Here is a 14,973-nt window from a genome sequence, read left to right as displayed (position 1 = left end):
CTATTTGTTACTCCCTCCTTTTATAATATTGACGATATAAGCAGCGCTCCTATGACTCAAACAACGACTTCACAGACTTCCTCTCAACCTGATACCACTCCTAGCTCATCACACTCTACTGACGGCTTTGTGCTAACGCCACCTGCTGTATTTCCTTATAAAGAACAACAACTGACGGCACGTGCCCGCATCACTGAGCAGATGACCTCAAGAATTTTAATGTTAGATGGCGCGATGGGTACCCAGATTCAAACTTACAAGTTGGAAGAAGCGGATTATCGTGGTGAGCGTTTTGCAGATATCAGTCAAGACGTCAGGGGCAATAACGATCTGCTGGTACTCTCGCAGCCGCACATGATTAAAGAGATTCATCACGATCATCTGGCGGCTGGGGCAGATATCATTGAGACCAACAGCTTTAATGGTACGCGCCTATCGATGGCCGACTACGATATGGAATATCTGGTCCCCGAGCTGAATAAGACGGCGGCCAACATTGCACGTGCGGCGGCGGATGCGTTTACCGCCAAAACGCCTGATAAGCCGCGCTTTGTCGCTGGTGTCGTGGGTCCAACCTCGCGCACATGTTCGCTGTCGCCTGATGTCAACGATCCTGCTTTTCGTAATATTACCTTTGATGAGCTGGTGCTAAATTACCGTGAAGCGACCTTGGCACTCATAGAAGGCGGCGTGGATATTATCTTGATTGAAACCATCTTTGATACGCTCAATGCCAAGGCGGCGATATTTGCGATCACGGGTGTGTTTGATGATATCGGCTTTGAATTACCAATTATGATCTCAGGGACGATTACCGATGCCTCGGGTCGAACCCTATCAGGTCAAACGGCTGAGGCGTTTTATAACTCTGTTCGCCATGCCAAACCATTATCTGTGGGTTTTAACTGTGCGCTGGGGGCCGATGCGCTACGTCCACACATTCAGACGCTGTCAAACATCGCGGACACTTTTGTCTCTGCGCATCCAAATGCCGGTCTGCCTAATGAGTTTGGGGAGTATGATGAAACCGCTGAGGAAACGGCTGCCCTACTCGAAGGTTTTGCCAAGGCTGGTATCTTAAATATCGTCGGCGGCTGCTGTGGGACCACGCCTGAGCACATTCGCCAGATTGCCAACATGGTGGCGAACTATCCGCCTCGCGTCATTCCTGAGATTGCACCTGCCTGCCGTCTATCAGGACTTGAACCTTTTACCATCACGCCTGAGAGTTTGTTTGTCAACGTGGGTGAGCGTACCAACGTCACTGGGTCAAAGAAGTTCTTGCGCTTGATTAAAACCGAAGCCTATCTTGAGGCGCTCGATGTCGCTCGTGATCAAGTCGAGGGCGGCGCGCAAATCGTCGATATCAACATGGATGAGGGCATGCTTGATTCTAAGCAAGCGATGATCCATTTTGTCAATCTGGTCTCAGGTGAGCCTGATATCAGCCGCGTCCCCTTGATGATTGACTCATCTAAATGGGACATCATTGAAGAAGGCCTCAAGCGCACACAAGGCAAGTCTGTCGTCAACTCCATCTCCCTAAAAGAAGGCCATGCTGAGTTCGTCGAACGCGCTAAGTTATGTATGCGTTATGGCGCGGCTGTGATTGTCATGGCCTTTGATGAAGATGGTCAAGCCGATACCTACGAGCGTAAAATTCAGATTTGTCAGCGCAGCTATGATGTGTTGGTCAATGAAGTGGGGTTCCCTAGCGAGGACATTATCTTTGATCCCAATATTTTTGCGGTCGCCACCGGTATCACCGAGCACAACAACTATGGTGCTGACTTTATCAATGCCACGCGCTGGATCACTGAAAACCTACCGAACGCTATGGTGTCAGGCGGGGTCTCTAATGTCTCCTTTAGTTTCCGTGGTAACCCTATCCGTGAAGCGATCAACTCTGTGTTCCTATACCATGCGATCAAAAACGGTCTGACCATGGGTATCGTCAATCCCGCCATGCTTGAAGTGTATGATGACATTCCTGTCGAGGCGCGTGAGGCCATCGAAGATGTGATGCTGAACCGCAATCAAGGTGACACGGGGCAAGACGCCACTGAGCGTCTCATGACTGTCGCGGAAAACTACCAAGATGGTGGTAAGAAAAAAGACAGCACCGTTGATATGAGCTGGCGTGAAGGCACGGTAGAAGAGCGTATTGCTCATGCGCTCGTAAAAGGCATCACCACCTTTATCGAAGCCGATACCAAAGAAGCGTGGGAGAAATACCCCAAACCGCTAGAGGTCATCGAAGGACCACTCATGGACGGTATGAATATCGTCGGTGATCTATTTGGCGCGGGTAAAATGTTTTTGCCGCAAGTGGTAAAATCGGCGCGCGTCATGAAGCAATCGGTCGCTTGGCTCAACCCGTACATTGAGGCCGAAAAGGTTGAGGGTGAAGTCAAAGGTAAAGTCCTGATGGCAACGGTCAAAGGTGACGTCCATGATATCGGCAAAAACATCGTCGGTGTGGTACTGGGCTGTAATGGTTATGACATCCTTGATCTGGGCGTGATGGTTCCTTGTGAAAAAATTCTCGATACCGCCATCAAAGAAAAAGTCGATATCATCGGTCTATCAGGCTTGATTACCCCAAGTCTTGATGAGATGGTCTACGTCGCCAAACAAATGCAAGAGCGCGGCATGACCTTACCGCTAATGATTGGCGGTGCCACCACCTCAAAAGCCCACACCGCTGTCAAAGTCGAGCCACAATATCAAAACGATGGTGTCATCTATGTCTCAGACGCCTCGCGCTCAGTCGGCGTGGTGACCAAACTGCTATCAAAAGAGCATCGCCAAGCGCTTATCGATGAGACACGCGAAGAGTATGTCAAAGTACGTGAGCGCCTTGCCAAGCGTCAACCGAAAGCGGCCAAGTTGACCTATGCTGAGTCGGTTAAGATTGGCTTTCAGTATGATTGGGAAAACTATGTCCCGCCTGTCCCAAATACCCTCGGACAAGTGATATTTGACGACTATCCCATCACCAACCTTCTCCCTTATATTGACTGGACACCATTCTTTATCTCTTGGGGCCTGACAGGTAAATACCCCAAAATCTTGCAAGATGACGTGGTTGGCGAAGCAGCACGCGATCTGTTTGCCAATGCAGAAGACATGCTACAAAAAATGATCGATGAAAAGTTAATCGTGGCCAAAGGCGTGTTTAAACTCATGCCCGCTCGTCGTACTGGTGCAGACACCGTCACGGTCTATGACAATGATGCTGCGTTTGATGGGGGCAAGGGTGGCAACCCAACCCATCAGTTTGAGCACTTACGCCAGCAAAGCGACAAATCTAGCGGCAAGCCGAACTTGAGCTTGGCGGACTTTATCTCGCCTTCGGATGCCTATAATGATTACTTGGGCGGCTTTACCGTCTCCATCGTCGGCACAGAAGCATTGGCAGAAAAGTATAAAGCGGCGGGTGATGATTATAATGCCATCATGGTACAAGCCTTGTCTGATCGATTGGCAGAAGCCTTTGCTGAGCACTTGCACGAGCTGATTCGAAAAGACTATTGGGGCTATCAGCCGACTGAGTCACTCACCAATGATGAGATGATTAAAGAAAAATACGTCGGTATCCGTCCAGCGCCCGGCTATCCTGCCTGTCCTGAACACACGGAAAAAGGCAAATTGTTTGACTGGCTGGGTACAGTCGATGCCATCGGTACAACCTTGACCGAAAGCTATGCGATGTGGCCTGCATCATCCGTTAGCGGCTTCTATTACTCGCATCCTGAGAGTGAATACTTCAACGTCGGTAAAATCAGTCGTGACCAGTTAGAGAGCTATGCTGAGCGTAAAGGTTGGGATATAAAAACTGCGGAGAAGTGGTTAAATCCGAATTTGTAGAGGTGTGAAAATCAGTTAACGCTTAAACCATTTATCGTAATTTTTTGGCTTATTCATTTAATATGAGTAAGCCATTTTTTATAGAGTCATAGCCAGGTTTTCACTTCAATCCTGTCACTGTCTTGCCTAGTGCGACCTTAGCTTTTTGGAATGAACAAGACGTTATATAAAGCTTCAATACTATCGTAGCGGACAAACTGCCCTTTATTAATAGTGCGGATATTAGGCCTTTCAGCTTTTATGCCATCCGCATTGGCTTTGGTATGTTTTGCAACTTTAGCATTCTCTAGTCCAGTTAATGGCTTGCCAGCCTCAGCACCAAAAAAATAAAACGAGCATAACTCTAAAGTATCTTCATCAAATACTATCCAAACAATACATCCTGAAGGTTTATTGGCTAAACGAACATTAACTTTTTGACTTGACGCTTTAGCACCTAATTTTGACGTTTTGAGTTGAATATGACGAATAATATTCTTGTCTTCAAGGACAACATCACAACCTGCGTGATCAACTTCAGGTTTCATGACCTCTAGTTGGCAATCACCTTTTAACCACGATAATTTTAGTATTTCACCAATAAATAAGTGCTCAATAAGCTTTTCTCGGAAGCTTGATTGTTCATAATGCTTACTCATAATTTACCTTACTATCTTGAATTAACTTAATCAGCTTTACCCTTCCCACGCCGACAACGCTCAGAACAATAAATCACCTGCTGCCAATCTTTCTCCCACTTCTTACGCCACGTAAACGGGCGCTGGCAGACGGGGCAGGTTTTTTGCGGTAAGTTTACTTTCTTATGTGCCATAACTGCCCTACCTTATCTATTCGACTGATGAATTATTCATACCATTCACAAAAATTAGAGTAGCAAGGAAAAAAAGTGCAAGTACTACGCGTTGTAGGCTAAGCGATTTTGACACAGCTAATCGTATTTTTGTTGTTTGGTATCATCTTACTTCTGATGCTCGACGCCCTCATACTTCTTAATCCGTCGGCACTGATCTGAGCAGTAGACCATGTTGTCCCAGTTTTTATCCAGCTTCTTGCTCCAGCTAAATTCGCGCTCACAGACCGGACATTCTTTTTTGCGGACGTTCTTTTTTTTGTGCGCCATCCCTTATTACCCCCTTAGATTGATTAGATTGGTGACTAAATTTTTAAAACTACCATGTTAACGGCTCCACGCTGGTGAGCGTACTACCCCGCCATCTTTACGACTGATGGTATAGCTTGCGTTGCCAGACAGTGAATGGATAATCAAACCACCACCGTTTTGACCGTTTACTTGCCCGTCTAAATTCGAATGACGCGTTGGATAGACTGCATACTGTCCAGAGGGTGATAGCCGTGCTGGTTCATCCAGTCCCGTCTCTGCCAGATTATTCACTTGCCCCGTGGCGAGCGTCATGACCGCTGCCTTGCGACCATTTAGGTAGGCCAGACGCTGACCATCTAGACTCAACTGGGGACTGGCTGCGTAGCCACCTGTCGACACCGGTACGGCATTGGTAGTGGCAAAGCTATAACGGTAGATACGAGGACGCCCAGCGCGGACTTTATCACTGGTATAGACAAAGCTCTTGCCGTCGGCTGCATAGCTGGGCTGCACTTCTGTGCTGGGTAAGGTGGTCAGCTGGCGGGTTTCGCCATCACTCAAACGCATCTCATAGATATCGGCGTTGCCACCAACGGTGGAGCTGTAGAGCAATTTTTGTCCATCAGGGGAGAATGATGCTGACAGATTGCTACCGTCAGCATTGACCACCAGATTGCGCGTGTGATTGCTCCAATCATAAATATAAATGTTGGGGTGCTCACGCGGGGCCTGTTTGCTATAGGCGAGCAGTTGCCCGTCAGCTGACCACGCTGGCGCATAGATATAGCCATTTAACTGGTCGATCAGTTGGCGGTCGCTACCATCAGGACGAATGCGATAAAGTGTCGATATTTTAGCGCTGCCCACTCCTTGCTCCTCCACATAAGCAATGTAGCCTTGACGGTCTATCGCGGGCATACGCGCTGTCAATGGATTGGTCGCGACTGTATTGGCAGGCGTTTTGGCAGGCGGGCTGGATAGCGTCTGACACCCCGTTAACACGCTGAGAGTGCCAATGACGATAGTGTGGTTTATTAGGCGCACGTTTATGGCCACTGTTAGCGCAGAGGTTTTTAACATAAGATAAAGTCCAATATAGCCTTGGAAGATGCGTTATGCGTCTTTTGCTAGAGACGGGTATTGCTTCTAGTGTAGCGTACATTGCGCTTTGATTTTAGATAAAAAAATGCCCCACTTAAATAGTGAGGCATGATTAAAACTAAATATTAGGTTAAAAAAACAGTGGGCTTAAATCCCTTATCTATGATGACTGAATTATTTAGCGACGCCTTTGAAGTAAGCCACTTGACTGTCATTTTTGATGGTCAAAATAGGCGTTTTATTCGCATTTTTATCTAGGCTATATTTACCTTGTACAGTCGCTAATGTCGCTGTATCAAAGCTCGCTTGCGGCTCAGGACAGGCCATCAAAGTACTGATGCCATTTTTAATCTGTACATTGCCATTGACCACACTGTATTCTGCACCCATATTGTTACATGTATTGATAAAGGTCACACGGTCACTACCGTTAGAGGTAAAGAAATTTAGCGTTAACGGCTTGGCTGGATCAAAAAACAACTGGCTGACTTTGTCGCCATTGGTACGCTTGGCATCGACAAGTTGCCAATTATACGCTTGCAGTGCCTCTGCAGTGATTGGCTGGGTGACAGGGGCCGTGATATTAGGGGTGGTTTGGCAACCGGCCGCAAGTGTCCCTACAGCAAGGGTCGCAGCCATCATTATTTTAGTCATGTTTTTCATATCATCTCCGCAGTGGTTTGATTTAGAATGAACAACCAAGATATTTTTCACTCTAAATGTTCGTTTTTATTATGATTCATTTATGGTTTTATTCATGTACCTAAACAATGTCGCTATTATGCACATCTGATACTTACCTGTCTTGATAGGTTAGGTGTAAGATTCCCACCTATTTGTTCCACTCTATGGTTGTTTTGCTAACACGTCTTGCTAGGCGACGCATTAGCTGCTAACCCTTTTCTAGTTTTTCTCCTAACATCTCTAAAACAAGCGTTACTGCGCAAAACACCCCGCTCAATAGCGAGGTGTTTTTGTATAGTGTTGCTTCAATAAAGTCGTATGCGTTATTGCTGATTGTACTTATCGCTTCTTTAGACAAAGCGTTTCGCTATCAATAAACGTGTCAGCGACAACCTTAGATAACGTCAGTACCCGTAATTTCTGGCTCGTTAGTGGCGGGTGCCGTCATGCTTGATAAAGATTGGCAACCGACCAATACCGTTACCATGACAATACCTGTCATCAATGCTTTGGTTATATTTTTCATCTTAGCTCCTAGAATGTTTTTAATAGTTCTTTGGTTCAATGGAAGTATGCATGTCATTGTAATAAAGCTACAGATATTGGATCGTACTTCTACCAGTAACCATAACTTATTCACATTTTTAGCTTATCTGTCTCTTACATCACTGTAAATTATTTAATGTTACTCAATGTTCTTATTGCGTCTTTGTTTCTTGCAGAGCGGCATACCCTGCCAAACGTTTGCGCTCAGTCTCATCAAACAACTGCTGCTCAAGCTGGTTTATCTGAACTTGTGCTTGAGCTTGGTCCGGATTTTGGCTTAATAAGCGTTGTTTTTGTGTTTCATACTGAGTGAAGCGCTGGTCAAAATTGGCATCTTCTTGGTCTACTTGCGCAAGCCTTTGAGCGGCAGGCGCTCCTACCAGCTCACGGCGCATATTGTACAACTCCTCAGCCGTGGCACCTTTTGCTTTCATTTGTGCGGTACGACTCATTAGCTCATTCAGATTGGTTTGCTGCTCAATATGGGCTTTGGTGGCATTATCTGGCATACGGCTAATATAGTCCTGCTTTGCCGCTTCTTTTTGGGCAGCAGACAGCTGTTTGTTTTGGTTAATGCCAATCATCTCGATACTATAATCATCATAGAAATCATCTGCGCCAAAGAACGCTTTGATGGTGTCTTTGGCAAAATACTGCTGGCGTAGCTTGGCCACATCTTGCTTTTGCTGTGCCACGACATTCAGATCCAGCTCGCCACTTTTCGTGGCTTGCAATTGCAAATTGCCGTAACGGTTTTCTATTTCAGGAACGGCCTTAAGATAAGCAATGTAGCGATCAAATATAGCGATTGCTTGACTGGCCGCAGGTTCAGGCGTGTGATTGCGAATATAACGCTCCACACGGGCGTAGATAACAGCGTCATCCTCCTCACCCAGCGCTGACAAAAAATAATCAAACAAACGCCGTAAGCCTTCAGTGACGATCAGTTGCTTGTTTTCATTAATAATGATTTCGCCAACCACCTCCGTACCTTGTAAAGAGCGCGGTAAATTTTCTAGCCCTGTGGTAAACGAGGTATTATTTTGAGTGGCTGCGCTGCGCACTTTATTACTAAACATGGTCATATCTATCGAGCTGCTTAGGTCATTCTCACCTATCGTTGTGAAAGGCAGGTGAGGAAACATCGTGCTTTTTTTATTATTAGGCTTAAACCACAGAATAATCGCCACTGTTATCGCGAGTATGACAGTGATAATAAACACAGATAAAAAAGGTCGGCGGCGATTGCGTCTCATAGTAAAACACCTTTTTAATAAATCAGTTTTGTGACCACACTTATGTATCAACTGGTTATACATACGCTTGGTAATCTCAAGCTCACCGATGGTTGCTCATGCCAGCTTTATCAATGAGCTTTATAAATTGGCCCTTTTCAAACGGTTAACGTGACCACGATATAAAGTTTTTGGGTCTGGCTGCCCCCATGCAGTCAAGCCCAATACTTGATTGGCTGAATCCAAATGATTCATTCGATAGTCATCACGAATGACATACCCAAGTCGACTTGAGCAGGCAGATACCAAACCATCGTTTGGATCGTTATCAAAGGTGGTGCCGGTTAAGGCCAGCATATAGTCACTAGGGTCAAGGCCATTGGTGAGCTGACCAATACCACTGAATGAGTAGTACTTTATGCCGTTAACTTCCGTGTTAGCAGGCTGACCACAATAGGTGGTTGGCATCGCCGCTGGAAACTTGGCATTAAACTGAGTGGCATAGTCAGTCGATAAGGCAAGGACCGCGTTCCAACCGTCTTGCTCTTGTATCTCTTTAAAACCAATACCCGCGCTGACGTCCATAAAGCCACCCACAAACTTAAAAAACCCAATGGCTATCTGTGAGCCAACATTAAACTCGCCTTCATCATAGCCATCCTTTGCACTCCCTTCGACGACTTGTTTGATTACCCAGTCGCCCATCTTTGAGCCTTGCTCTGGGCTTGCGATAGCCGTTACTGATGCCACGTATTTCGGTTCTACAGCAGCGACATAACGAATATCAATACCGCCTTGACTATGACCGAGTAAATTGACTTTGGGGCTGCCTGAGATGGCACTGATGGTTTTAACTTGTTGCAGTAACTGCTCACCGCGAAACTCACTGTTGTGAACCGATGAGGTTTTGGTCGTATATACCTGACTTCCTCCACTCATTAAGGTCTCAGGGATACCATGAAAATAATCCACCAACCCAAATGCTTTAGTAAAACCACCAAGACCATGAGCCATGACAATGGGATACTGGGTAGCTGTATGACTTGACGTCCAATACTGGTTACTGACCAGCTTGCATCCCGTAGGATTGGCACAATTATAGTACTGGCCAGCGGCTTGGGCAGAGGTGGTTTGCACTGCCATCATGACCACACCAACACCAATGGCACCAAGGGAAGGTAAAAACAGAGCAGGCGTAAACGCCGTCGAAAAGTAAGCTTTGAGCATCATAATAACGTCCTTGTTATCGTTAGCGTTTTGTCGTTCTCATGCATGAGCGTTTGTATTACCGGCAATACAAACACTCTCAAAACAATGGCTAATCCTTTTAGCAACTAAATTTACAATACGTCTATATTTTGCAACATTCAATTATTTTATTAACGATAGGCAATTTATTTATGACCATATAGTCATTTCTGTGAATGTATAAACTCATGACTTTCTAGGTCAGCGGTCAGCTCAACTGACGCTCTATACGCCAGTCTCACAAAACAGCAGCAGCTGCATTTATGCTATAATGCAAGACATTAATTCCATAACTATAAGTAAGATCATGATGACTAAAAAATCCCTTATCCAGTCCGCCGACGCCATAGAAAAAATGCGTGTGGCCGGTAAACTTGCCAGCGATGTCCTTGTCATGCTTGATGAGCACGTCCGAGTCGGTATCAGTACCGAGGCGTTGAACCAAATCGCTCACGACTATATCGTTAATGTGCAACAGGCGATTCCTGCGCCGCTCAACTATAATGGCTTTCCAAAGTCTATTTGTACCTCGGTAAACCATGTCGTCTGTCATGGCATCCCAACCGAAAACAAACTGCTAAAAGATGGTGATATCATCAACATCGATGTCACGGTGATTAAAGACGGCTATTACGGCGATACCTCAAAAATGTGGATCGTGGGTAACGGCTCAATTATGGCGCAGCGTATCTGCAAAGTGGCACAAGACGCGCTATATGCAGGTATGAGTGTCGTCAAAAATGGCGCTCGTTTAGGCGATATCGGGGCTGCTATTCAAGAAGTGGTGGAACCTGAGCGTTTTAGTATCGTGCGCGAGTTCTGTGGTCATGGTATTAGTAATGAGTTTCACCATGAACCACAAGTCATGCACTATGGCAAAAAAGGCACCGGCTTTGAGCTAAAAACAGGAATGACCTTTACCATCGAGCCGATGATTAACCAAGGCACGTGGCAGACTAAGATTTTGCCTGATGAATGGACGGCGATTACCAAAGACCGTAAGCTGTCTGCTCAGTGGGAGCACACGATGGTCGTGACCGATAATGGCTGTGAAGTGTTTACCACTCGCCCTGAAGAAGATTTAAGCTTTTTGACCCAGTAGTACTACAAAAGATCGCCTAGGCGGTCTTTTTTTTGGACTAAAATTCAGGCATATTGCGTACTATGCGTGGTGATTGTCTAGTGACTGTTTAGCGATGATGTCCCTTTATACTGCTCATTAAATACAGTTACATTCAATGACCATATAGCAGTACCTTCACGTAGCGATATCTTAATTTTCACGGCCTTTTTTTTAGTCCACTATTAGCTCTAACGATTGATTTTTAAATTCTTAATTGGATAACACTCATGTTTAATTGCGATGTCGCGACTCTCGATCTCACGCCTCTGCCTTTACTATCAAGTGATATAGCGACAAATGCCTCACTGCTGCCAGACACCGCTGCAACAGAAAAATCGTTGCTTGGCATTCCTGATTGGTTGGCTCAAATTAATGAAGATATTAGCCGCTCTCTAGAACGCGGCGTCAATATTCGTCAATTAGTGGCAGCGCGGGCCTGTGCGATTGACAGCCTACTGATAGCGTTGTTTAAGTGGTTTGAATTGGATCAGACCGATTTGGCATTGTTTGCAACTGGTGGGTATGGCCGCGGTGAGCTGTCGCTTTATTCAGATGTTGATATTTTACTGCTTTCCCCTGAAGAGGTTGACACAAATACGAGTGGAAAAATTGACCGCTTGGTCGCGCTACTCTGGGACATAGGGCTAGAGCCTGCCCTTTCTGTGCGGAGCGTTAGTGACGCTCTAGAAGCGGCGCTTGATCACACCATTGCTAGTGCACAGCTCGAAGCTCGGCTACTGATTGGTAATGAGGCTCTGCAAGATGTGCCTATTCAGATTGTCAATAAGCAGTGGACGCCCCGTGCCTTTTTTGACGCAAAAATTGCAGAAGCCAAAGCACGCTATCTACAGCACAACGCCACAGAGTACAATCTTGAGCCAAATATCAAAACGGCCCCTGGTGGCCTACGCGATATTCACATCATCGGCTGGGTGACCAAACGTTATTTTCGAGTTGGTAAGCTTTATGATTTAGTCCAGCAAAATTTTTTGACCGAAAAGGAGTTTGATGAGCTGAGCTTTGCAGAAGGCTACTTATGGCAAATACGTCATTATTTGCATGTGTTGACTGGCCGTAATGAAAACAAGCTACTGTTTGACTATCAGCGTGAGATTGCCCAGCTGATGGGTTATGAGACGCAGCCGGACGATCAACCTAATGCGGCGGTGGAACGCTTTATGCGGGATTACTATCGCTGTGCTATGCAGATATCGACGCTGTCTGAGATGTTGACCAATCATTACTACGAGACGATCATAGAGCCGCAGCTGCCAGATGATGAGCGCCCAAAAAAGCAGCCAATCAACGCACACTTTAATCAAGTGGGTGAACAAATCGCCATGGCGCATCATCGAGTATTTGCCCAGCATCCTGACGCCATTTTAGAGATGTTTTTATTGATGGGTCAATACGGTATCAAAAACGTCCGTACGCATACCCTGAGGGCATTAAAAATCGCAGCACGCGGTATCGATCAGGTTTATCGCGACAACCCCACCCACCAAGCGCTTTTTTTAGCCAACTTAAAAGAACAAAACTATCTCTTTCATCGCCTCCGTACCATGAATCGCTGTGGCGTTTTGGGCAGCTATATTCCCGCTTTTGCGCAAGTCACTGGTCTGATGCAGTATGACTTGTTTCATCGTTATACGGTGGATGCCCATACGTTGTTTTTGATTCGGATTTTGCACCGTTTCACTGATCCACGTTTTTATGAAGACTTCCCATTGGTCAGCTCTATTTTTCAACGTATCGAGCGCAAAGAGATCTTAGTGCTCGCAGCCATGTTTCATGATATTGCTAAAGGCCGCGGCGGCAATCATAGTGAGCTTGGGCAAACAGAATCGATTGATTTTTGCTTGGCCCATGGCATGAGTTTAGCGGATGCAAACCTAGTTGGCTGGCTGACCCGCTATCATTTATTGATGTCGATGACCGCCCAGAAAAAAGACATCTCAGATCCAAAAGTCGTCACCATTTTTGCCAACCTAGTGGGTAATGTGACCCACCTCAATCATCTCTATGTGCTCACCGTCGCAGATATGAATGCCACTAACCCACAGTTGTGGAACAGTTGGCGAGCCACCTTGATGAAGCAGTTATACTCGCAAACGCGGCGCATTTTGCGCGCTGACATTGATGCGCCCACCAACCGCCAAGACATGATCAGTGCCACACGTAGGCAAGCCCTCACAATGCTAGACAATGTTAATAATCAGCACATGAATCGCGATGAAGTCTTGCGGCTATGGGATGATTTGGGTGATGAGTACTTTTTGCGAGAGATTGCTGAAGACATCTTATGGCATACCGAAGCCATCTTGAACCATCCCCCGATTGGCCTTGCCTCCAATGCGGACAGTCCACCATTGATCGTGTTGCGAGAGCATCGTGAGCTGGCTCTTGATGCGGTACAGGTTTTTGTTTATACCCAAGATCAGACAAATCTTTTTGCGGTTACCATGGCGGTGTTTGATCAGATGAATCTAGACGTTTTAGACGCCCGCATCATTACTGCCACCCGCGATTTTGCATTGGATTCTTATGTGTTGCTCGATCCTAGTGGGACGCTCTTGGTCGATGAAGACAGCCAGCAAGAGCTTAAGCAGCGGTTAATCAATGCCTTTAAAGACCCTACCGTGCTAAAGCTGACGAATAAACGTATCCCGCGTCAACTTAGGCATTTTGAAGTAACGACGGTTATTAACTTTGAATTTAATGAAGCGTCAGATCAACATATCATGAGCTTAGAGACACTTGATCAGCCAGGGCTATTGGCACGAGTGGGACAAGTGTTTTTGCAAGAGAGAATTGAGGTACACGCTGCTCGTATTACCACGTTAGGTGAGCGTGCAGAGGATATGTTTTATATCAGTGATCAAAATGATGAGCCATTGTCAGCTGATCGATTAGAGGCCTTAAAATCAGCACTAATCCTGAGTCTGAGCGTCCAAAAAGACACCCAAGTGATTTAAGATGGCAATGTACTCTCTGCTAATCATTTCGTTGATTAACAGAGAGCGCACTGAATAAAAACGTCATTAAACATTGTACTGTCGATACAGCGTAAAGAAGCTATTTATTACTGGTGACGTGTGGGGCTGAGAAACATGTTCAAGCACTGTAATGGTATGACCGCTCGCGAGAAAATGGTTACCCTTAGTACGTGATTATTTAGGACGTGATCATAGGCATTCTTCTAGCATTTAGCGTCGGTCAGTGCTTATAACGTGCTTTTATACACCATCTCGCTAGCATGCTCATCGAGCTCATCATCGGCAAGATCTGGCGGTAAAATTTTGGCATCCATCTGCTGTTGCCCTAATATGAGGCGTCCAGCGTCGACTTCTTTTTGTAGTAAACCATGTAAGGTTGCCAGATGGAAACTCCCATCAAAGCACTCATACACCTGCCTCAAAGAGATAGGCGATTTGGCGTGTACATCTGGATACAGACTATCCTCTGCCAAAATAATCATCTCATTAAACGCCTCTTCGCGTACTATCTCATCTTTATCAATTTTGCGTTGCAGAGTTTTTGCTGTACGCCCTTTGGCTGCCAGCATAGCGATAAAAACCACGGTTTGTAAGATGAATAAGGCAACGTACTGCCATAAAGTTAGCAGTATGTTCAACAAGCTACTGAGGAACATCAGCACCATCGCCACGACCACATAACTGACCAGCTGCCACAGCAACCACATCATTAAGCTGTTTTCGCCGTACCAAACCACCTTTCGTTCTTTACGATTAATCAGTTGCTGACGAGCTTGCCACCAGCACTGCTCCCGCTGTTTTAATAGCTCATACAATTTAGTGCGTTGTTGGCTACTCTCATCGTTTTCATTACTGATATCTTTGGCAATACTCTCTTCAGTACTGCTCTCTTTAGTATTGATATCTTCAATATTCGAAGCACTAGGCATATCAAACTATCCTCACAATAGTCTATCGTTAGGTCTGATAGCGGTTTTTTTCATTGTTATAAGTTATCAGCTGATAAGCTTTACTTAACGCTATTTAGCCTCTTTAAACCCTGGCTTCTCAATTTATTACAGTTATTTG

General features: G+C 45.7%; 12 protein-coding genes. 3 read left to right on the top strand and 9 right to left on the bottom strand.

Going from position 1 to position 14,973, the window contains the following annotated elements; all coding sequences use genetic code 11:
- Positions 1 to 171 precede the first annotated feature (171 nt).
- Positions 172 to 3,870: a methionine synthase gene (gene metH / locus DVY93_RS03580; protein WP_404672264.1), complete on the top strand. Its 3,699-nt coding sequence runs from the start codon at positions 172 to 174 to the stop codon at positions 3,868 to 3,870.
- 137 nt (positions 3,871 to 4,007) lie between these two features.
- Here the strand turns inward: metH and DVY93_RS03575 are convergent, their stop codons facing one another.
- The 8 genes from DVY93_RS03575 to DVY93_RS03545 all read right to left on the bottom strand — a co-directional run bounded on the left by DVY93_RS03575 (position 4,008) and on the right by DVY93_RS03545 (position 9,768).
- Positions 4,008 to 4,508, bottom strand: coding sequence for a hypothetical protein (locus tag DVY93_RS03575; protein ID WP_230709144.1), 501 nt, complete (start codon positions 4,506 to 4,508; stop codon positions 4,008 to 4,010).
- 26 nt (positions 4,509 to 4,534) lie between these two features.
- Positions 4,535 to 4,681 (bottom strand): DUF2256 domain-containing protein, encoded by a 147-nt coding sequence (locus DVY93_RS03570; RefSeq protein WP_230709142.1) that lies wholly within the window; start codon positions 4,679 to 4,681, stop codon positions 4,535 to 4,537.
- 147 nt (positions 4,682 to 4,828) lie between these two features.
- Positions 4,829 to 4,990 (bottom strand): DUF2256 domain-containing protein, encoded by a 162-nt coding sequence (locus DVY93_RS03565; RefSeq protein ID WP_193005733.1) that lies wholly within the window; start codon positions 4,988 to 4,990, stop codon positions 4,829 to 4,831.
- A gap of 57 nt (positions 4,991 to 5,047) precedes the next feature.
- The gene (locus DVY93_RS03560; protein ID WP_230709140.1) at positions 5,048 to 6,052 is read right to left on the bottom strand and encodes a Xaa-Pro aminopeptidase; all 1,005 of its coding nucleotides are present in this window, start codon (positions 6,050 to 6,052) and stop codon (positions 5,048 to 5,050) included.
- A gap of 195 nt (positions 6,053 to 6,247) precedes the next feature.
- On the bottom strand, positions 6,248 to 6,736 hold the full coding sequence (locus DVY93_RS03555; protein ID WP_198335074.1) for an META domain-containing protein: 489 nt from the start codon (positions 6,734 to 6,736) through the stop codon (positions 6,248 to 6,250).
- A gap of 415 nt (positions 6,737 to 7,151) precedes the next feature.
- Positions 7,152 to 7,283, bottom strand: coding sequence for a hypothetical protein (locus tag DVY93_RS12420; RefSeq protein ID WP_265088187.1), 132 nt, complete (start codon positions 7,281 to 7,283; stop codon positions 7,152 to 7,154).
- A gap of 172 nt (positions 7,284 to 7,455) precedes the next feature.
- A complete protein-coding gene (locus tag DVY93_RS03550; RefSeq protein WP_230709138.1) occupies positions 7,456 to 8,559 on the bottom strand; it encodes a lipase secretion chaperone in 1,104 nt (367 codons plus the stop codon).
- A 120-nt stretch (positions 8,560 to 8,679) separates the two neighbouring features.
- Positions 8,680 to 9,768, bottom strand: a complete 1,089-nt coding sequence (locus DVY93_RS03545) for a lipase family alpha/beta hydrolase (protein WP_230709136.1) — start codon at positions 9,766 to 9,768, stop codon at positions 8,680 to 8,682.
- Positions 9,769 to 10,096: 328 nt separating this feature from the next.
- On the opposite strand from DVY93_RS03545, the gene map reads away from it, so the two are divergent.
- The gene (map, locus tag DVY93_RS03540; RefSeq protein WP_404672265.1) at positions 10,097 to 10,888 is read left to right on the top strand and encodes a type I methionyl aminopeptidase; all 792 of its coding nucleotides are present in this window, start codon (positions 10,097 to 10,099) and stop codon (positions 10,886 to 10,888) included.
- Positions 10,889 to 11,136: 248 nt separating this feature from the next.
- Complete coding sequence (gene glnD / locus DVY93_RS03535; RefSeq protein WP_230709134.1) at positions 11,137 to 13,884, top strand: [protein-PII] uridylyltransferase; 2,748 nt, start codon at positions 11,137 to 11,139, stop codon at positions 13,882 to 13,884.
- Between the two features lie 248 nt (positions 13,885 to 14,132).
- Here the strand turns inward: glnD and DVY93_RS03530 are convergent, their stop codons facing one another.
- The gene (locus DVY93_RS03530; RefSeq protein WP_230709133.1) at positions 14,133 to 14,834 is read right to left on the bottom strand and encodes a hypothetical protein; all 702 of its coding nucleotides are present in this window, start codon (positions 14,832 to 14,834) and stop codon (positions 14,133 to 14,135) included.
- Positions 14,835 to 14,973 lie beyond the last annotated feature (139 nt).

Source organism: Psychrobacter sp. CCUG 69069 (assembly GCF_021023115.1).
In the GTDB taxonomy this organism is placed as follows: domain Bacteria; phylum Pseudomonadota; class Gammaproteobacteria; order Pseudomonadales; family Moraxellaceae; genus Psychrobacter; species Psychrobacter namhaensis.
Note: the sequence above shows the minus strand (reverse complement) of the source record. Positions and strands in the feature narration are given on the sequence as shown.

Bases quoted from the DNA above. Each gene is read 5' to 3' on its own strand.
- DVY93_RS03575 (WP_230709144.1), bottom strand. From the start codon at position 4,508: ATGAGTAAGCATTATGAACAATCAAGCTTCCGAGAAAAGCTTATTGAG.
- DVY93_RS03570 (WP_230709142.1), bottom strand. From the start codon at position 4,681: ATGGCACATAAGAAAGTAAACTTACCGCAAAAAACCTGCCCCGTCTGC.
- DVY93_RS03565 (WP_193005733.1), bottom strand. From the start codon at position 4,990: ATGGCGCACAAAAAAAAGAACGTCCGCAAAAAAGAATGTCCGGTCTGT.
- DVY93_RS03560 (WP_230709140.1), bottom strand. From the start codon at position 6,052: ATGTTAAAAACCTCTGCGCTAACAGTGGCCATAAACGTGCGCCTAATA.
- DVY93_RS03555 (WP_198335074.1), bottom strand. From the start codon at position 6,736: ATGAAAAACATGACTAAAATAATGATGGCTGCGACCCTTGCTGTAGGG.
- DVY93_RS12420 (WP_265088187.1), bottom strand. From the start codon at position 7,283: ATGAAAAATATAACCAAAGCATTGATGACAGGTATTGTCATGGTAACG.
- DVY93_RS03550 (WP_230709138.1), bottom strand. From the start codon at position 8,559: ATGAGACGCAATCGCCGCCGACCTTTTTTATCTGTGTTTATTATCACT.
- DVY93_RS03545 (WP_230709136.1), bottom strand. From the start codon at position 9,768: ATGATGCTCAAAGCTTACTTTTCGACGGCGTTTACGCCTGCTCTGTTT.
- map (WP_404672265.1), top strand. From the start codon at position 10,097: ATGACTAAAAAATCCCTTATCCAGTCCGCCGACGCCATAGAAAAAATG.
- glnD (WP_230709134.1), top strand. From the start codon at position 11,137: ATGTTTAATTGCGATGTCGCGACTCTCGATCTCACGCCTCTGCCTTTA.
- DVY93_RS03530 (WP_230709133.1), bottom strand. From the start codon at position 14,834: ATGCCTAGTGCTTCGAATATTGAAGATATCAATACTAAAGAGAGCAGT.